This is a genomic window from Streptomyces sp. NPDC050504, assembly GCF_044458065.1.
Classification (GTDB): Bacteria; Actinomycetota; Actinomycetes; order Streptomycetales; family Streptomycetaceae; genus Streptomyces.
This window is the reverse complement of the sequence record NZ_JBITHO010000003.1, coordinates 817,321-835,343: the sequence shown is the minus strand read 5'-3', so window position 1 is coordinate 835,343 and position 18,023 is coordinate 817,321. Positions and strand designations below refer to the sequence as shown.

Genomic DNA, 18,023 nt, shown 5'->3' with positions numbered 1-18,023 from the left:
ACGGAGCCTGGGTTACGGAACCTGGGTCACGGCGTCGGGGTTACGGGGGCGCCGTGCCCCGCACCGCCCTCCCGGTACTCCCGCTCGCCCTCCCGGTACTCCCGCTCGCCCTCCCGGTACTCCCGCTCGCCCTCCCGGTACTCCCGCTCGCGCTGCCGGTACTGCTCGGGCCGTTCGGCGGGCACCGGCACCCCCGACCCGACCCCGAGGTCCTTGCGCATGGCCGCCTGCATGGTCGTGATCACGTCCCAGATGCGCATCACCCGGTCGTACAGCTCCTCCCACGCCTCCTCACTCCCACCACTCCCACCACTCCCACCACTCGCACCCGCACCCACCCCCGCACCGCCTGCCCCGCCCTCCCCGAGGAGATCGAGCCGCTTGCGCGCGTCGGCCAGCGCGATGCGCACGCGCGTGGCCGCGTCGAGGACGTCGTCCGGAACGAGCATCTGGGCCTGCGCGAAGTCGCCGTGAAATGCGCTGCGCGCCTCCTCCGTCGCCTGCGCGTGGCCGCTGCCCCCGGCCCGCAGGGCCCGTACGTCCTCCATCAGCAGGATCCGCCACAGCCTGGCGCTGCTGTTCAGCGCGAGGTACGCCTGCCGTCTGCGCTCCAGATCGGCGGCCAGGGCCTCCTCCTGCCGCCGCGCCGCCTCGACCCGCTGCTGAAGCTCGAACTCCTGAAGCCGACTTCGCGCGCCGACCCACGCGGTGGTGAGCGGCGCGAGCAGGGTCCCCGCCACCCCCACCGCGGCCACCAACAACGCAACCATCCCCGTGCTCAAGGCCCCTCCCCAGGCAACCCGGACGCCACCCCGACACCCAGAGCCTGGACCAACCCCGCGCCCCTGCACAGCCCTGCCGCACAGCCCAGCCAATCCATCTCGACCGACCAGGCCGGATCACTCGACCGACCAGGCCGGATCAGTCGTCGATCGCCTGGTAGAGGGTGGTCCAGAAGTCCTGCATGGCCCGTGCCGAGTCCGGAGTCGACATTCCGGTCTGGGTGAGCAGGATGCCGACGAGCCGGTTCTCCGGGTCGGCGTAGGCCGTGGTGCCGGCTCCGCCGTCCCAGCCGAACTGGCCGATGGGCGCGTAGTCGCCCCGGTAGGTGCGCACCATCATCCCGAAACCCCAGCCGCCGGTCTGCCCCTGACCGTGCGACAGGTGCACGACGCTGCGCGCCCAGGCCTGCAGGGCGGCCGTCTGATCGGGCGTGAGTCGGTTGGTGGTCATCAGCTCGACGGCCCGCCTGGACAGAATCCGTTCGCCGCCGTGCTTCCCGTGGTCGAGCAGCATCCGGAAGTACGCGTGGTAGTCGTCGACGGTGGAGTCGAGTCCGCCGCCGCCCGACTGGAACGCCGGAGGCTTGCTGTGCTGCCCTCCTTCGGCGGGGTCCGCCACGGCGAACTCCCCGGTCTGCGGATCGGGGGCGTACAGCGGCGGCAGCCGGTCCGCCTTGTGGGCGGGCACGTGGAATCCGGTGTCCTTCATCCCCAGCGGGTCGAAGATGCGCTCGCGCAGGAACGCCTCGAAGGACCGGCCGGTGACCCTGGCCACCAGCACCCCGAGCACGTCGTCGCTGACGTTGTACAGCCACCGCTCGCCGGGCTGGTGCATCAGCGGAAGCGTGCCCAGGCGGCGCATCCATTCGTCCGGCTCCACCGCCGGCAGCATCCAGCCGTTCTCGCCGTAGACCTTCTGTTCGAAGTACGCGCTCATCATCGGGGAGCCGATCGCGGAACTCGCGTACGGCCGGTGCGGTGGCGTGCGGTTCGAGATAGCCGCTGAACTTCTTCAGGCGTACGTGCGCCCGGCCCGAGCGGACCTTGCTCTCCAGCAGCGCCAGGCCGACGTTCGCGGCGTCCAGGGCGCCGTCAAGGTCACGTGCCGCCTGAACCACGCCCGCCGCACAGAGGCGTGGGTCGACGGCGGACGGGATGGGAGCTGAGCTAGGTGGCGGGCCGGGGCGAGTGGTGATGGCTTAGCGTGCCGGCATGGATGAACCAAAGATCAAGGTGTACGGCTCCGGCGCCGAGATCACCGTCGCAGCGAATGCCGCCGGTCTGCGAGACCTGGCCGAGCGGCTCGTAAGCCTCTCCGATCCCGAGCTCCGGGACGGCTACCACGAGCACCTTGAGGGCGGCATCAACCTCGAAGACGGCTCGATCAGTCTGATCCTGGAACGCGACGACAACCTGTAAAGCCCCTCAGCGCCAGCGCGCGAACGGGCGCAAGCCGAACCCGAGCCCCGTCGGAGCCGCGCCCTGTCCGTGCCCGTTGAACGGGGCACGCACGGGGAACCACGGCCACGGACGGGCACCGCGCACACCGAAGGCCCCCGACCGATGTTGCTGGTCAGGGGCCTTCAACCACCTCGGTGGGTGTGGGATTTGAACCCACGGTGACTCGCGCCACGACGGTTTTCAAGAGGGTGCTGCGGAAAGCATCCCTACCGTGGCTGACCTGCGCGTCCCCCGCTCCCCGGCCCTCTCGCGATGCCCTCCGGTCCACATCTGGTCCACTGACGGCGACTTGCGGCGTCAGGCGGCGTCAGGCGGCAACAGGGAGAGCCCGGAGCCGGTCGCGGAACTCGTGTACGGCCGGTGCGGTGGCGTGCGGTTCGAGGTGGCCGCTGAACTTCTTCAGGCGTACGTGCGCCCGGTCCGACCGCACCTTGCTCTCCAGCAGCGCCAGGCCGACGTTCGCGGCGTCCAGGGCGCCGTCGAGGTCACGTGCTGCCAGACGCGCGGTCGCAAGGCGTCCGGACCGTACGGCACGGTCGCGGGGAACAGCCTGCTCGACTGCCACGGCCAGAGCGCTAGTCGCTTTCTCCGGGTAGCCGGAGCGCAGCATGATCTTTCCCTCGGTGGACTTGAGCTGCGCTTCGCCGTACCAGCCGAGCCAGTCGGGGCAGTCTCCCTCGCGGTGCGTGCTCCAGAGGTCGTAGGCCTGGTTCAACGCCTTGCCCGCCGCCTCGTGCTGACCGTCTCGCGACAGCGCTTCGGCCTGATGCAGGTAGAGGTACGAAGACGCACCCGGCGGCATGGCGGCCGGCGCGTTGTCGATCGCCGTGCCGATGAGCTTCACGCGTGTCGCGGTGTCGCCGATGTCGGAGACGTGGACGCCCATCTCGGCCAGCACGAAGGCGCCGAAGCCGTCGTCCTTCCCGGTGCGCGCGCTGCGCAAGGCGCCCACGTAGTAGCGCTGTCCCAGGGAACGAAGCCCCTTGTCGTAGGCCATCCAGCCAGCGAGGTACGAGACCCTCGCCGCCGTTCCGTAGAGCCGTCGCTCGACGGCCCCGGTGTAGCTGGCGTTGCCGAGCAGACTGGTGACGAGTGCGAGATCGCTGGTCGCCTGGTCCAGGAGGCGCGCCCCGCCCATCTGGTCATCGAGCGTACGGAGCGTTTCGACGCGGCGCTCGATGGTGGAAACCATCTCGTCCGTCACGCGGTCTCCTTCGAGCGCCGAGGCGAACGCCTCTGGTGCCTCGACCCAGTTGGCGGCAACGCCGGTCAACGCGGCACCGGTGATGGACAGGAAACCTCGACGATCCATGTGCCCACTCCTGACGAGATCAGCGAATACTTTCACGGTACCCGCCGGGGTCCATGGCGCGATAAGAGCAGTCGACTCCCAAGCGGGGAGCCACCGCGGCCACGACTCCGTGCGCACGTAGTCGTAGGGAACTCCGAGCAGATCCGCGAGCACTGTTCGAGCATCGGCGTCGGGCTCTTGGCCCTGCTCCCACTTCCACACGGTGGTGCGATTGGTCGCCAGCGGTATGCCCAGCTCAGCGCCACGTTCACGCATGAGCCTGGCTAACTCGTTCTTCCCCCACCCTCTGACCTGCCGCACGTACGTCAGCGGGTGCAGGGCTAACGGGTCAGACATTCCACCCTCCCCTCAAATCGTAGCCAGCAGGTTACTCCCGGTAGGAGAAACGGGGGGTTTCTACGCCCGGGGGAACCCCCTGGAAACGTTCTCCTGCTGATGCGGCCGACCTTGAATGGTCAACGCACCGCGTGGTGTTGGTGGCCCCGGCAGGTGTTCCCCTCGCAGCGGATCGCAGGCCGAGCCCCCGCACTACTGCGGCCCGCTGCCCCCTCCCCCTCTGTGTCAGGAGGTCGTCATGCCCAAGGCCCAGTCCTCGCCGCGCGACGGAATGCGGCCGTTGAACACAGCGCTGATCCGTGCCCCTTCGCAGACTGTTCTGGCTGCTCTTCGTCGGTGGCGCACTGAGGTCGGCAGGCCCGGCACATACCCGGTCGACCACTCGGGGTACGAACAACACCCCTTGATCAACCGGAAGGTTCGCGACGGGCAAGCAGGGATGAAGGCATCCTCCAGGCCGTCACTCACGAACTGCACAGTGACGGAGTGATCCGCGTCGCGCACATCCGTCCGAAGTGCGGCATCGAATGGACCACCAGGGCCGAGCACATCGAGGCCACGCCGTGAGGGTTCTCTTACGCGGCTGGAGACAGCGTCTCGCCGGCCTGCTCTACCTCGTGGCGGTCACCTTCGTCGTGGTCGCCCTGGCACTCGCCGGTGAACCCATCGACTGACCACCATCCTCAGCTCCTCGGCGGCTCCGGAAGGCACGGAGTCGGGCGAGGTACGCCCTCACAGGGCTGGGCCGACAGCCGTTGGCCCTGGTCGACCAGGAATGGGAGATACCCGGATGACAGCGCAGAAGGAAGACCTCCTGATCGGAGTCGAGAGTCTGATCGAGGTCCAGAACCGCTTCACCGCCGAAGCGGCGGAGTCCGACCCCACCGGAACCTCGGCGGGGGACGACGGCGACAACCGCGACGGCTTGAACCTCCCCCAGGAGTAGCGCCACCAGCACGCAGAAGCACCACCGGGGCCCGTCGTCCGCGGCGGGCCCCGCCTTCTCTCCACACCTCAGACCGGAGGAACAGATGCACCACCGCTTCGTCAGCGCGCTCGAAAAGGCACTGGGCTGGAACGGGCCCGGCCTGCTCGGCACAGCCTTCGTCCGGGGAACGATCGAAGATCCCGAACTGCTCGACCGCCTAATGAACCCCGCCAAGCTGCTGGACCTCGTGATGCGCCGCAGCCTCTCCACGCCGCAGTTCCGCATCTTCCAGGACGGTTCCGAACTGCACCCCGGCCGCTACATCACCCCGTCCGTCACCCGGCGGGGGCAGGCCATCCCCATGGCGGACATGCGCCGTGTCGGTGCGTTGATGCGTGAGGGATGCACGATGGTCCTGGACGAGGTGGACTTCTTCGACCCGACGATGGAAGCCGCGTGCCGTGCGCTCCAGTGGTGGGCCCACGAGCTGGTCCAGGTGAACACGTACCTCACCACGCAGGACGCCGGCGGCTTCAAGCTCCACTGGGACGACCACGACGTCGTCATCGTCCAGCTCGCCGGCCACAAGAGCTGGGAGGTCCGCGGCGCCTCGCGCAAGGTGCCGATGTACCGGGACGCGGCTCCCAACTCCGAGCCCAGCGAAGAGATCGTGTGGCAGGGAGTCATGCGGCCCGGCGACGTCATGCACATCCCGCGCGGGTTCTGGCACCAAGCAACCCGGGCCGACCAGGGCGACGGCTACAGCCTCCACGCCACCTTCGGCATCGTGAAGCGCGTCGGCGTGAACTGGCTGGACTGGCTCGCCGATCGTTCCCGCACGAAGGAGCTGTTCCGGTACGACCTGGACCGCTGGAACTCCCCCAGCCAGTGGGAGGGGCAACAGCGGCTCCTGGCGGACGCCGTCGCCGGGATGGCTGCCGAACTGTCGCCGCAGGACTTCCTCGACGCCCGCGAACGGGAACGCCGCGCCGCGCGGCACGTGCCCGCCACCGGACTGTTCGGCAAGCCCTCGTCGGTCGTCTGCATCACCGACTTCGAGCCCGTGATCGAGCAGCATCGCGACACGGTCGACGTCCTCGCGGCGGGCAAGAAGCTCTCCTTCGCCAATAAGGCGTACCCCGCGCTCGCCCTGCTGCTGAGCGGCCACCCCGTCGAGATCGCAACCGCCGCCGAAACGACCGGCGTCGACGTGGAACGGCTCGCCGAGATTCTGGTGGAGGAGGAACTGTGCACGGAACTGACGCCCGCCTTGTCCTCGGCCTACACCGGTCTCGTCACCAACGGAACATCCTGACGGCCGCGCTCGATCTCGGCGTCACAGCGCTGGACACCGCTGCCCCCTATCTCGGCTTCCGCTCGCACAGCGTGCTGGCCGAATCCGCAGCCGACCTGCTGACGAAGTTCGACGTGTCCACGAAGGTGGGATTCTTCCAAGGCGCCCAAGGCAGTGAGCACTCCCTCGATCCGGCTCGCCTGCGCCTGGCTGTCGAGAAGGCGAACAGGGAACTTGGAGTCGAGCCCGACACCGTGCTCCTTCACAACCCTGAGCGGAGCCTCGTGGGCCTGTCTCCCGCTGAGGGTCACGACCTGCTCGGGGCAGCGTGCGCGACGCTCAACGGCATGGCCCAAGAGGGGCGTTGCCGGGCCTGGGGGATGTCTTCCTGGGACCCTCGGCCACTCGCCGCGCTCCGACTGAATGGCTTTCCGTCCCCGGACGTCCTCATGGTCCGGGCCGGGTTCCTCGTCGGGATCGACATCCTCGACGCTGCGGACCACCTCCGTACCAACTGGCGGGCCACCGAGACGTGGGGAATGAGCCCCTTCGGCGGGGGCGGCGAGCAGGTGTGGGAAGGCTTCGACCCACGGCCCTTCCTACGACCGCCGCACGTCGGCCTCTCCCGCGTACAGGCTGCGTTCCGTGCCGCGTTCCACCTGCCCGAAACCGCCGCCGTGGCGGTCGGCACCGACGACCCCGGTCACCTCGCGCAGCTCGTCCAAGCCCTGGGTGCAGAGATCGACGCCTCCGCTGTCAGCCAGTACCTGGACGTGCTCCGCGACCGTCGTCAGGACTGAAGCTCGACCACCAGGCGCTCGGCCTCCTTGCGGGCGGGCGTCAGCAGCGGGTCTTCCTCGTACGCATGCGGGCCGACGATCTTCGCCAGGAAGAACAACGCCATCAACCGGCCGTCCCTGCTCTCCAAGTCCGCGCGCCTCTCCCGGTGAACGCGGTCCGCGAGCGCGGGGACGGCGAGCGCGTTGCCCCACAACGTGGCGGCGTCCAGGCCGCGCGGCGCCATGCCCCAGTCCTCCCAGTCGATGATCGAGAACTCGGGCCCCATCACGTTGGCCCACGTGAGATCGGCGTGCGCGGGAGCCCATCGCTCGATCCGCGTATCGGCCACCCCCGGGAAGACCTCCCCGAGCGTCCGCGTCACCAGCTCCTGCGTGATCGTCACCGTGTCCGGGGTCGCGATCCTCGGTGTCTGCTGTACGGCGAGCGCGTCCAGGGAAGCGTTCAGCTCTGCCCACCACGCTTCTGGCAGGTCCGGGTCTTCGAGCACCAGGGCGCCCTTCCCCACGGACGGCGACGCGATCAGTTCCAGCTCATCGGCACGCCACATCACCGGCTCGCCCAGCTCGCGCCACGCCAAACCCCGGTACCACTCAGGCATGGACACGCCTTGCAACACAGCGGCGGCCTCGGTCCCGTTCCACCCCTGCGGCCCGATCCGCTCGAACCCCCGGCGCTCGATGCGCACCCACGTCCCTTGCTCCGTACGACCGCCCAGGGAACGGCGCTTGCGCACCAGGGCGTCCCGGTCCAACCGGATGTGCAGGGCTTGTTCCACCAACTCCAGCACGTGATCGACGGACTGACGGCGAAGATCCACGCGAGCAGCGACGGGCAGGGGTTCAGTCATCACGACCTCCTCGGCGAGCGGGAAACCGTAGCAGTCCCAGGGCAGAGCAACTTCCCGTTTCGCGGGTGTCTCGTCCATCACGAGAGGCCAGAGATCTCGCAGAGGGTGCTGGAAGCTGGCTGGGCGGGGCAACAGACGTCTATTGGGAGCGGCAAACAGCTCGGGGCGACCCCCCGCACGCGGGGACCATAGCTAGCAGGCCTCGATGATCGCGCCCTAGCCTGGACCATCTCCGCCTGCGCGGAGCGGACTCCATCTCGTCCCAGCCGGCGCGGCGCAAGAACGGACCACCCCCGTACGGACGGGGACGAGGCTTGTTGAGCATGGGTTTTGGCGGGTGAGGGAGCTGTCTTCGAACGACCGACGATCAGTTGACCTTCCACGCCTGGGGCGGGTCGGCGCACGCCAACCGCCTCATCCAGGAGGGTCTGGAAGCCGAGGACGAGTGACGATCCTGGCCCACGTATGGCCCACACACCCTGGTCAAAGGCGGTACAGGGCCGGTCCTGGGTGAGACGGGGCGAACAGGAAGGGCGCGGACCCGGATCGGGTTCGCGCCCTCTGACCTGCTACTTCTCTGACCTGCTGCGGTGAGTGTGGGATTTGAACCCACGGTGACATCGCTGCCACGACGGTTTTCAAGACCATCCGGTTGCCCGTAGCAAAAGGGCTTCCGACCTGCGGGGCAGGCCAATCGGTCCGCCTCACAGGCGTCTTGTTGGCCAGAGGATGGCCACGTGCCCCTTCAAACGCTCTCCCTCCTGCCCCTACGGGAGTCGTGCCAGCGGCAGCATGAGGTCGTGAAGGGCCAGGCCCCTGGGATCGCGTGTTTCGAATGGCGCCAGATGGACGCGGCAGCGATGACCACCCCTCGGTTTTTTCGCCAATTCACACAAAACGGTTGCAGCGGCACTCCAGGAGCGTGATCCTTGACGGTACCCCTTAGTCGTAAATCAGAAAGACAAACATGAAGAACTCTTTCAGTGAGTATTACACGCCGAACGATAGAGACTATGAAGAATTCATCAGGGAAGGATTGATTGTCCTCGACGCAAACGTCCTACTGGCGCCATATCGACTAGACGCCGAGACCAGAGGCCAAGTTTTTTCCGTATTGGGCGACCTGCAAGAGCGGATCTGGGTCCCCTACCAAGCAGGGTGGGAGTTTTTCCAGAATCGACCAAATGTGATCAGTGGAGAGGATAAAGTTTACAACAACATACAAAAGCCTCTCAATGACGCGAAGGAGAAGATTGAAGAACACCTCAAGACGCTCTCCGCTCATCCCGTTGTGACCGATGCAGAGAAATCAAAAATCATACGTCACATCAGTGACGCCATTGACCTAGTAAAGAATCTGAGTGAGGGTCGCGACGAAAAGCTCGAAGATGCCCTGCGTGCGGATTCCATCCTTGAAAAGTGGGAGTCCCTTCTAGACGGGCGCATGGGGGAACCACCATCGGAAGAAGTTAAATCAAAGTACGAAGAGGAGGCCGCGAGGCGTTACGAACAAGAGATACCGCCGGGCTATCTCGACAAGAAGAAAGAGGAAAATAAGCACGGGGACGCAATCCTTTGGTTCGAACTTATAGATTACCTAAAGTCACTGCCGGGCAACAAAAAGGTCCTACTAATCACAAATGACGTGAAGGAGGATTGGTACAGGAAGCAGAGCGGTAGAACGATTGGCCCTCGCGTAGAACTGGTCCGGGAAATGCAGAAAGCTGGATTCACGTACTATCAGCAGCGACTTCCCGCGTTCCTCAGTCGCAGCTCAAGGGTTCTTCATAAGCCGGTTTCCCAGGAAGCGATTCGACAAGTCACCCGCGCCTCCTCGTTCGATCCGCAAATATACCTTGATTACGAACACGCGGTATTCTCGATACTGAAGGAAGTTTTTCTAGGGCTGCAAGCGACCAACCAACACGCCGAGATCGCACCCGATTTCCTGCTCAAAGAGCGCACACACGGAAGGATCGGTGTCGAAGTCAAGCATGCGTCACGCCTACTGACTTTTAACTTCGCAGCCCAGGCACAGGCAATCGCGACGGCCGCAGACTTGTCTGGACTTCTTATTGTCTCTCCAGCAGGCTTTACCGCTAAAGCCAAACACTTCCTTAAGGTCGCCCCCGACAGTACGGTTATCCACCATGTCACGTGGGAGCTTGGCGACTCCCCCGATAAGCTGATCTCCGCCTTCCTTCGAGTCATGAGAGAAGTCGGCGTTCGCAGCTCCAGCGATGATGATCTATGACATTCTCGGCGGTTGGCTCGACTCGATGCAGCCCCAGAAATCCCTTCAATGGATTTTATGGGTACCACAGTTGTCCGGCAGGCCGCTGAGTCATCCATCCGGACAGTCGATCGACGTCGACTGCCAACTGAGTCGGAACAGCACGAAGGGCCCGTCAGGGCATGATCTAAGGTCGTTCGTGGCCGTTCATACCCATAAGCGTAGCGGGCAGGCAGGGCCGCCATACTCAACTTCGCTACAGCGGCCTGGCAGTGGGGGCCTCTGATCGGCCTGGGTTGGCCAAGCAAGAGGAGGAGCCCACGGGCCGTGAATCCTGGCCGCAGGTTGGCCGCACGCGCTGGTCAACAGTGGGACACAGCCGGAACAGGGTGGGACACGGTCATGCAGAAGGGGTGCCCCTCTGGAGAGGGGCACCCCTTCTGACCTGCAAGCCTCTGACCTGCTACGCGGTGGGTGTGGGATTTGAACCCACGGTGACTCGCGCCACGACGGTTTTCAAGACCGTTCCCTTAGGCCGCTCGGGCAACCCACCCCGCGCCACCTGCCGCGTGCGGCTCGTGGTGGCGCGGGGACAGACTATCGGGTCCGGGTCAGTCGTCGCCCTCACGCTGGCCCAGGGTCAGCTCCACGGTCTGCTGCTTGCCGTCGCGCTCGAAGGTGACCTTGACCTTGTCGCCCGGCTTGTACGTCCAGATCTCGCCGATCAGCGTGGGGCCGCTGTCGATCACCGTGTCGTTCAGCCTGGTGATGACGTCGCCCGCCTTCAGGCCTGCCTTCGCCGCCGGGCCGTTCGGGGTGACCGCGGGGCCGCCGCCCTGGCCCTGGGTCGGGATCGTGGCGCCGTCCAGGTTCTTGCGCGAGACGTCGACCGTCGCGCCGATCACCGGGTAGACCGGCTTGCCCGTCTTGATCAGCTGCTCCGCGACGTTCTTCGCCTGGTTGATCGGGATCGCGAAGCCGAGGCCCACCGAGCCCGCCTGCGACTGGCCGAAACCGCCGCCGCCCGGCGACTGGATCGCGGAGTTGATGCCGATCACCGCGCCGCGCGCGTCGAGCAGCGGGCCGCCCGAGTTGCCCGGGTTGATCGAGGCGTCCGTCTGGAGCGCGCTCATGTACGAGTTCTTGTTGCTCTGGCCGTCGCCCGACGCCACCGGCCTGTCCTTGGCGCTGACGATGCCCGTCGTGACCGTGTTGGAGAGGCCGAAGGGCGCGCCGATCGCGATGGTCGAGTCGCCGACCGCGACCTTGTCGGAGTTGCCGAGCGGCAGCGGGGTCAGGCCCGCCGGGGGGTTCTTGAGCTTCAGGACGGCCACGTCGTAGCCCTGGGCGCGGCCGACCACCTCGGCCGCGTACTTCTTGCCGTTCGAGAACGTCGCGGAGACCTCGCCGCCGTTCGCCGCCGACGCCACCACGTGGTTGTTGGTGAGGATGTGGCCCTGCTGGTCGTAGACGAAGCCGGTGCCCGTGCCGCCCTCGCCGTCGCCCGCCGACGCCTGGATGGTGACGACGCTGGGCAGCGCCTTGGCCGCGACGCCCGCGACCGTGCCGGGCTCGCGCTTCAGGTCCGCCGGGCTGTCGCCCGCCGAGACCGTGGTCGAACCGCTCGACTCGACGCGGTCGTTGCGGTCAGCGGCCCAGTACCCGATGCCGCCGCCGATGCCGCCCGCGACCAGGGCCGCGGCGAGGACCGTCGCGACCAGGCCGCCCGCGCGCTTGCGCGGTGCGTCCGACGGGGCGGGCGCGGAGGCGCCCCACACGGGACCGCCGCCACCACCGGACGCGCCACCGCCGCCGTACGCGCCGCCACCGCCGCCGTACGGGTCACCGCCGGTGCCGCCCGCGCCGTACGCGGGCTGCGCCGGGGGCGGGGGAGGCCACGCCGCGTCCGCCGGGGGAGGGGTCGGCGGAGCGGCGGGGTTCACGGGGGCGGCGGCCACGGGCGGAGCCGCCGGGGCCGGGGGAGCGGCCGGGGGCGCGGCGGGGGCCTGGGTCTGCGGCGCGGCCGGGGGCGCGGCCGGGGCGTGGGTCTGCGGCGCCGTCGGGGGCTGCGGCGCCGCAGAGGACTGGGGGTGCGGCCGCGCGGGCTGCTCGCTCACCGGCTCGGCCGCGGCAAAGGCGCCTGCGGGCTCACCGGCGGGCGCGGCCGCGGGCGCCGGGGGCGCTGACGGGACGCTGGGGGCGACCGGGGGCGTCGGACCCGCGTTCGTACCCGCGTTGGTGCCCTCGTTCTCGGTGCTCACAGCTCTCTCTCCTCGGTTCCACGGCTGATCTCGGGCTGATCTCGGCTGGTCTCGGCATGAGGTCGGTACGAGTTCCCGCTGTGCACGTGTCTGTCATAAAGCTTTTCCCACGGGGCGTCAGACCACGGTAAGCGGGACCTGTGTATCCGCCTGCCATCCTTTATCTCCGACAAAACGGGCGCATCCCCAGTGCGTCCGACCGCTCCGCCCTGCCACCATGACGCGGTGACCCATGCACGGCAGCAAGACACGCACTCCGCGATCCAGGTGGTCGCCCACCGCGGCGCGTCGGAGGACGCGCCCGAGCACACCCTGGCCGCCTACAAGAAGGCCATCGAGGACGGGGCGGACGCCCTTGAGTGCGACGTGCGCCTCACGGCGGACGGCCACCTCGTCTGCGTCCACGACCGCCGGGTGAACCGCACGTCCAACGGCCGCGGCGCCGTCTCCGCCCTGGAGCTCGCCGACCTCGCCGCGCTCGACTTCGGCTCCTGGAAGGACCCGGACGAGAGCCCCGACTGGGACCGCGACTTCACCTCCGTACTCACCCTGGAGCGCCTGCTCGAACTCGTCGCGGACGCGGGCCGCCGCATCGAACTGGCCATCGAGACCAAACATCCGACGCGCTGGGCCGGACAGGTCGAGGAGCGGCTGATGCAGACCCTGAAGAGGTTCGGTCTCGACGCACCGGATCCGGACGACTCCCCGGTACGGATCATGAGCTTCTCGGCGCGTTCGCTGCACCGCGTCGCGGCCGCGGCGCCCACCATCCCCACCGTCTACCTGATGCAGTTCGTGACGCCCAGGCTGCGCGACGGGCGGCTGCCCGCCGGGGCCCGCATCGCGGGGCCCGGCATCCGGATCGTCCGCAACCACCCCGGCTACATCGCCCGGCTGCACCGCGCGGGCCACCGCGTCCACGTCTGGACCGTCAACGAGCCCGAGGACGTCGAGCTCTGCGCCCGCCTCGGCGTCGAGGCGATCATCACCAACCGCCCCAGGCAGGTGCTGACGCAGCTGGGGCGCGCATAGCGGCCCCTGTCCGGACATTGCCCGTCTGTTCACCCCGTAGTACCCGGCCGTACCTGGCAGAGGCGGTTCTCCGCCACGTATCCAGAAGGAGCTGTCGAAAACAGGCCCAGCAGAGAGATCCCCCGTGCACCACCACAAGAACACCGGGGCCGAGAAGGCCCCTTCCCCCGCCTCGTCGCCCTCCCCCGGACCGCGGCGCGCCCTCGACGCCGTGCTCGGCCTCCAGGCCACGGCCGGGAACGCCGCGGTCCTCCAGATGCTCCGCCGGGGCGGGCACCCCGGGGCGCAGCCCGAGCAGCACCAGCACACAGGCGGCTGCGGACACCAGACGGAACAGGCGGGACAGACGGAACAGGCCGACCGGGCGAACCAGGCCGCCGTGCAGCGCTCCGCCGTCCACGACGTCCTGCGCACCGGCGGCCGCCCCCTGGACGAGGGGACCCGCAGCGACATGGAGGCGCGCCTGGGCGCCGACTTCTCCGACGTACGGGTCCACACGGACAGCGCCGCGAAGGCGTCCGCCGCGGCGGTCGGTGCCCGTGCGTACACCTCCGGTTCCCATGTGGTCATCGGCGAGGGCGGCGGCGACAAGCACACCCTGGCCCACGAGCTGACCCACGTCATCCAGCAGCGGCAGGGCCCGGTCGCGGGCACGGACGACGGGAACGGCCTGAAGGTCTCCGACCCGTCCGACCGCTTCGAACGCGAGGCCGAGGCCAACGCCACCCGCGTCATGAGCGGCGCCGCCCCCGTGCAGCGCGCCGGGTCCGCCGCAGGACCGGCCGGGACCCCCGCGACCGGTTCCGTACAGCGCGCGGTCCACCAGGAGCCCAGCTACGTGGCGGAGGTCGCCAACAAGAAGTCCCTCACCAACCGGGGCGACATCGAGACCGAGGAGAGCGGCGGGGAGACCTGCGTCCGGGTCTACCAGACCGTCTTCCAGCCGGTCCCCGTGTCGGACGCCAAGAAGGGCTTCAAGGACGTCCACCAGCACGAGGACGGCGCCATCGACCTCGTGAACCAGAAGGACGGCGCCTGGCTGAACATGGGCCGTCCGTGGCGCTCCATGCACTACATGCGCACGTACCAGGACCAGAAGAACCGCGGCAAGACGAAGGGCGCCATCGACTCGAAGACCACGTCGATGGTCCGCTCGTTCCTGGTCCCGCTCTACGTCTACCAGCAGGTGACCAACAACGCGGTCAGCGAGGCGCAGACCAAGGACGTCACCGACACGCGCAAGCTGAACCAGAACGTCGACAAGTCGAAGGACTCCGACCAGTACGAGGTCAGGGGCGACTGGCTCCAGCAGGTGTCCGCCTTCGCGGTCGGCGGGAGCCTCGTCACCTACGTCCCCGACCACCTCGTGGGCGGCGTCGACCCGGGCGGCCGCAACGGCCGGATCGAGCCGATCAGCACGCTGCTCAAGCGGCTCAGCATGCCGGACTTCCAGGACTTCCCCGAGTACCGGGCCGAGGGCGACCGCAACGACGGCCTCGTGCTGTCCATGGAGGAGGAGAAGGCGGGCAAGACGCAGGAGCAGCAGATCAAGGTGCTCACCGAGCTCCGGAACAACGCCTTCCTGAAGGACGACGCCGTCGCGGGGAACAAGGGCGCCGCCGCCGCGCGGAGGAAGGCCAGGGCCGAGCTCCAGAAGCTCGCCCGCGTCACGCTGGCCGACGACGACACCGAGGGCTGGGCCGAGCTGCGCGGCAGGGTGGACCGCGCGTTGAACTACGCGGGCATCCCCTCGGTCCTGGAAGCCAACTACAAGCAGGCGAACGAGGCCGCGCTGCAGGAGGACAGCGAGTTCAAGGTCAGGAACTTCAAGAAGTAGGGCACCGGTGCCGACGGCCCCGGCAGGACCGGGGTCCGTCGCGGCGGGCGACCGGACCGGGCGTCCGGTCGCCCGCACCGCCCCGGTGCTCGCGCCCCGTACCTCTCGTACCGCCCGCACCTGCCGTCACAGGGAGTGCCCCGGCGCATTCGGTCCGTGTTCGATCGTCCCGAGTGCGTCACCGACCAGGGGTTGGCCGGTTTCCGGTCCAGTCCATTGGGGCATTGACTCGTTGGCGTGGGGCGAAGGAGGTCTCGGGGGTGGCGTTGGTGGTGGCACAGAAGGTGCCCACGTCGTCGAGCATGGCCGTTCCCCATGGCCCTGCGGGCGTGGGAGAGGCGAGGCACCGGTTGCGCGAGGACCTGCGCAGCACGGGGATGGCCGAATCGGTCGTCGACGATGCCGTACTGATCCTTTCCGAACTGCTCAGCAATTCCTGCCGGCACGGCAGGCCGCTGGGGCGCGGCGAGGTCGGCGACGGCGATGTCAGGGCCGCGTGGCACGTGGACGGAGCGGGCGGGCTGACCGTAGAGGTGACGGACGGGGGCGGTCCGACCCGACCGGTTCCGGCCACACCGTCGGTGACAGCGCACGGCGGCAGGGGGCTCACCATCATCGGCGCCCTCGCCCAGGAGTGGGGCGTACGGGACAACGCCGCGGGCGAGGTCACCGTCTGGGTGCTCGTCACGGAGGGGCACCGGCGCGAGGACTTCGCTACGCGCGTCACGGGCCCGTCCGCCGCGGCAGCGACCGCGGCCGCTGCCGGTGGCGGTGGTGGCGGCGGCTACGACGGGCGGGGCGGGTACGACCTCCTGGACGCGTACGAGGACCTGGACTGACGCCGACGAGGCCGCACGGGGCCGCGCGGCCCGGACTCCCAGAGGACGTACGGGGCCGCACGGCTGGAACCCGCGAGGACGTGCGGAGCCGCGCGGCCCGGACTCCCGAGGACGTGCGGGGCCGCGCGGTCTGAACCCGCGTGGACGTGCGGGGCCGCGTCCGGCCCGAGCTGATGAGGCCCGGCGCGCCCCGTTCCGGCTAGGCTCGCGCCCGACACTGCACCGCCGTACGCACTCGGGAGAAAGCCTCACATGGCCAAGAAGCGTCCCCAGACCAAGGCCGCCGGGAAGCCGCAGCTCAAGGATGGCGAGATCCCGGTCGTCGGGGCCCGCGAACCGTGCCCGTGCGGCTCCGGCCGCCGCTACAAGGCGTGTCACGGCCGTGCCGCCGCGCACGCCGTGACCGAGCTGGTCCAGCGCCCCTTCGACGGGCTGCCGGGCGAGGCCGACTGGGTGGCCCTGCGCGAGCTGGTGCCCGCGGCGACGGTGGAGCTCACGCTCAAGGACGGGCTGCCCGACGGCGTGCCGTCCGTACAGCTGGCGACCGTCCTCCCGATGGCCTGGCCCGCACTGCGCCGCGACGACGGCACCGTCCTGCTCGCGCTCCAGAACGACACCTCGTCCGGCGACCTGAGCCGCGACCTGGCCGACACCCTGGGGCGCGCGCTGACCGCCGAGCCGGGCAGCCCGGTCGCCGCCGGGCGCGCCGACGCGGACGGTCCGCGCCTCCAGGACCTCCTCGACGCGGACGCCGCTTTCGAGCCGGTCGTGCACACGGGCTTCGAATTCTGGATTCCGGACGCGGAGAACGCCACGCCCGAGGTGTCCGCCTCACTGGAACGCGCCAATGAGGCGGCGATCCCGACCGTGAAGCTCGCCGGGGTGGACGCCGCCTACTGGTGCGAGACGCCCGAGAAGAACCACCTGCGCTGGGTGATGCTGCACCCCGAGGAGAAGCTGCTCGACGCGCTGGCCCGGCTGCACGCGGCCGGTCTGTCCTCGCTCGGCGAGGGAACGCGCCTGGTCGGGTCGTTCCGCGCGCACGGTCTCGTGGTCCCCGTCTGGGACCTGCCGACCGGCATGGGCGCCGACGAGTGCGAGAAGCCGGCGGCCGCGTTCGCCGAGCGCCTGGCGGGTGCGCTGGCCGAGCCGACCCCGCTGACGGCGGACGAGCGGCGGGCGCGCGGCGGGCTCACCAACCGCCAGGTGACCCTCAGCTGACGGTGACGAAGCGGGACAGATGCCGGTGACTCCGGTCACAACTCCCCGTAATGGCAGGTAAATGCCTGTCCGAATAGCCGAGATCGAATTTGCGAACCGCAGATCTCTTGTTACCGTTCTAGAAGCCCGGTCGCTGGTGCATCCCCCGTCGCCAGCGATCGGGCCCTTTACGTTTCCGGGCGGAGCCCGCCCCGCCCACGGCCGGACCCCGCGTCAACGCTCAGACGGTGCGGCCGAGTTGCTCCCCGACCTCAGCAGCAGCGGCCCCTCGCCCGTCGCGTCGGCGAACTCCGCCACCGCCGTGTACGCCCCCGCCCCGCCGGCCGTCGCCTCACGCGGCGTCTCGCACGCGCCCGGCTCGTCGGCCGCCGTCACCTCGCAGTGGACCCGCACGGTCCGCCCCGCGGGAGCCATCAGCGTGAGTACGGAGTCGAGTTCCGCGCCGGTCGTGTTCCGGTAGTACGTGCGCGCCCAGGTGTCGCGCCCCTCGGACAGCACGCAGGTCTGCGCCTCGATCCCGTCCGGAGAGGTCAGTTCGGGACCGCACCGGGACGTGGGGCCGAACGGGGGACGCGAGGGGGCGCGGGGCGCGGCGGACGCGGCGGTGGACCCGGCGGGCTCCGCGGGCCTCCCGGGCTCCGCGTCGGACGTCCCGGACCCGAGCAGGGGGTCCAGGACGGGGTCGAGCCCGGACCCGGTTTCCGAACCGGATCCGGCCTGTCCTGCGGAGGCGGCCAGCGGCAGCAGCGCGGTGCACACCACCACCGTCGCGAGCCCGATCATGCGGAGATTCATGGTCTGCCGAAGATATCGGCGCGAACGCGGCAGCCGGGCTGCCG

14 protein-coding genes, 2 tRNA genes and 1 pseudogene are annotated in these 18,023 nt (G+C 69.0%); 9 read left to right on the top strand and 8 right to left on the bottom strand.

Features of this window, described 5'->3' with window-relative positions; all coding sequences use genetic code 11:
- Positions 1 to 26: 26 nt before the first annotated feature.
- Both ACIBNE_RS14635 and ACIBNE_RS14630 read right to left on the bottom strand, forming a co-directional pair.
- Positions 27 to 782 carry a hypothetical protein gene (locus ACIBNE_RS14635; protein ID WP_399271416.1) on the bottom strand — a complete coding sequence of 252 codons (756 nt, stop codon included), beginning with the start codon at positions 780 to 782 and terminating at the stop codon, positions 27 to 29.
- Between the two features lie 139 nt (positions 783 to 921).
- Positions 922 to 1,740: pseudogene (locus tag ACIBNE_RS14630) on the bottom strand (serine hydrolase domain-containing protein); the annotation flags it as partial.
- A gap of 254 nt (positions 1,741 to 1,994) precedes the next feature.
- Here ACIBNE_RS14630 and ACIBNE_RS14625 point away from each other — a divergent pair.
- Entirely contained in the window at positions 1,995 to 2,201 is a 207-nt protein-coding gene (locus ACIBNE_RS14625) for a hypothetical protein (RefSeq protein ID WP_399271417.1), read from the top strand.
- Positions 2,202 to 2,550: 349 nt separating this feature from the next.
- Here the strand turns inward: ACIBNE_RS14625 and ACIBNE_RS14620 are convergent, their stop codons facing one another.
- Positions 2,551 to 3,891 (bottom strand): transcriptional regulator, encoded by a 1,341-nt coding sequence (locus ACIBNE_RS14620; protein WP_399271418.1) that lies wholly within the window; start codon positions 3,889 to 3,891, stop codon positions 2,551 to 2,553.
- Between the two features lie 790 nt (positions 3,892 to 4,681).
- Between ACIBNE_RS14620 and ACIBNE_RS14615 the strand changes: the two genes are divergently transcribed.
- From ACIBNE_RS14615 to ACIBNE_RS14605, 3 genes are all read left to right on the top strand, one after another.
- Entirely contained in the window at positions 4,682 to 4,837 is a 156-nt protein-coding gene (locus ACIBNE_RS14615; RefSeq protein ID WP_399271419.1) for a hypothetical protein, read from the top strand.
- 85 nt (positions 4,838 to 4,922) lie between these two features.
- The gene (locus ACIBNE_RS14610; protein ID WP_399271420.1) at positions 4,923 to 6,134 is read left to right on the top strand and encodes a JmjC domain-containing protein; all 1,212 of its coding nucleotides are present in this window, start codon (positions 4,923 to 4,925) and stop codon (positions 6,132 to 6,134) included.
- On the top strand, positions 6,068 to 6,913 hold the full coding sequence (locus ACIBNE_RS14605) for an aldo/keto reductase (RefSeq protein ID WP_399271421.1): 846 nt from the start codon (positions 6,068 to 6,070) through the stop codon (positions 6,911 to 6,913). Before ACIBNE_RS14610 ends, ACIBNE_RS14605 begins: the two co-directional genes overlap by 67 nt.
- Here the strand turns inward: ACIBNE_RS14605 and ACIBNE_RS14600 are convergent.
- Both ACIBNE_RS14600 and ACIBNE_RS14595 read right to left on the bottom strand, forming a co-directional pair.
- Complete coding sequence (locus tag ACIBNE_RS14600; protein ID WP_399271658.1) at positions 6,904 to 7,761, bottom strand: hypothetical protein; 858 nt, start codon at positions 7,759 to 7,761, stop codon at positions 6,904 to 6,906. The genes ACIBNE_RS14605 and ACIBNE_RS14600 overlap by 10 nt on opposite strands.
- A 588-nt stretch (positions 7,762 to 8,349) precedes the next feature.
- Positions 8,350 to 8,440, bottom strand: a tRNA-Ser gene (locus ACIBNE_RS14595).
- 288 nt (positions 8,441 to 8,728) lie between these two features.
- Between ACIBNE_RS14595 and ACIBNE_RS14590 the strand changes: the two genes are divergently transcribed.
- On the top strand, positions 8,729 to 10,015 hold the full coding sequence (locus ACIBNE_RS14590; protein WP_399271423.1) for a PIN-like domain-containing protein: 1,287 nt from the start codon (positions 8,729 to 8,731) through the stop codon (positions 10,013 to 10,015).
- 447 nt (positions 10,016 to 10,462) lie between these two features.
- Here ACIBNE_RS14590 and ACIBNE_RS14585 read toward each other — a convergent pair.
- Both ACIBNE_RS14585 and ACIBNE_RS14580 read right to left on the bottom strand, forming a co-directional pair.
- Positions 10,463 to 10,547 (bottom strand) — tRNA-Ser (locus tag ACIBNE_RS14585).
- Positions 10,548 to 10,605: 58 nt separating this feature from the next.
- Positions 10,606 to 12,255 carry a S1C family serine protease gene (locus ACIBNE_RS14580; protein WP_399271424.1) on the bottom strand — a complete coding sequence of 550 codons (1,650 nt, stop codon included), beginning with the start codon at positions 12,253 to 12,255 and terminating at the stop codon, positions 10,606 to 10,608.
- 225 nt (positions 12,256 to 12,480) lie between these two features.
- Here ACIBNE_RS14580 and ACIBNE_RS14575 point away from each other — a divergent pair, with 225 nt between their 5' ends.
- From ACIBNE_RS14575 to ACIBNE_RS14560, 4 genes are all read left to right on the top strand, one after another.
- Positions 12,481 to 13,287 (top strand): glycerophosphodiester phosphodiesterase, encoded by an 807-nt coding sequence (locus ACIBNE_RS14575; protein WP_399271425.1) that lies wholly within the window; start codon positions 12,481 to 12,483, stop codon positions 13,285 to 13,287.
- Positions 13,288 to 13,411: 124 nt separating this feature from the next.
- Positions 13,412 to 15,124: a DUF4157 domain-containing protein gene (locus ACIBNE_RS14570; protein ID WP_399271426.1), complete on the top strand. Its 1,713-nt coding sequence runs from the start codon at positions 13,412 to 13,414 to the stop codon at positions 15,122 to 15,124.
- Between the two features lie 173 nt (positions 15,125 to 15,297).
- Entirely contained in the window at positions 15,298 to 15,963 is a 666-nt protein-coding gene (locus tag ACIBNE_RS14565) for an ATP-binding protein (protein ID WP_399271427.1), read from the top strand.
- A 252-nt stretch (positions 15,964 to 16,215) separates the two neighbouring features.
- A complete protein-coding gene (locus ACIBNE_RS14560; RefSeq protein ID WP_399271428.1) occupies positions 16,216 to 17,184 on the top strand; it encodes a DUF5926 family protein in 969 nt (322 codons plus the stop codon).
- A 213-nt stretch (positions 17,185 to 17,397) separates the two neighbouring features.
- On the opposite strand, the gene ACIBNE_RS14555 is transcribed toward ACIBNE_RS14560, so the two are convergent.
- Positions 17,398 to 17,979 (bottom strand): hypothetical protein, encoded by a 582-nt coding sequence (locus tag ACIBNE_RS14555; protein WP_399271429.1) that lies wholly within the window; start codon positions 17,977 to 17,979, stop codon positions 17,398 to 17,400.
- Positions 17,980 to 18,023 lie beyond the last annotated feature (44 nt).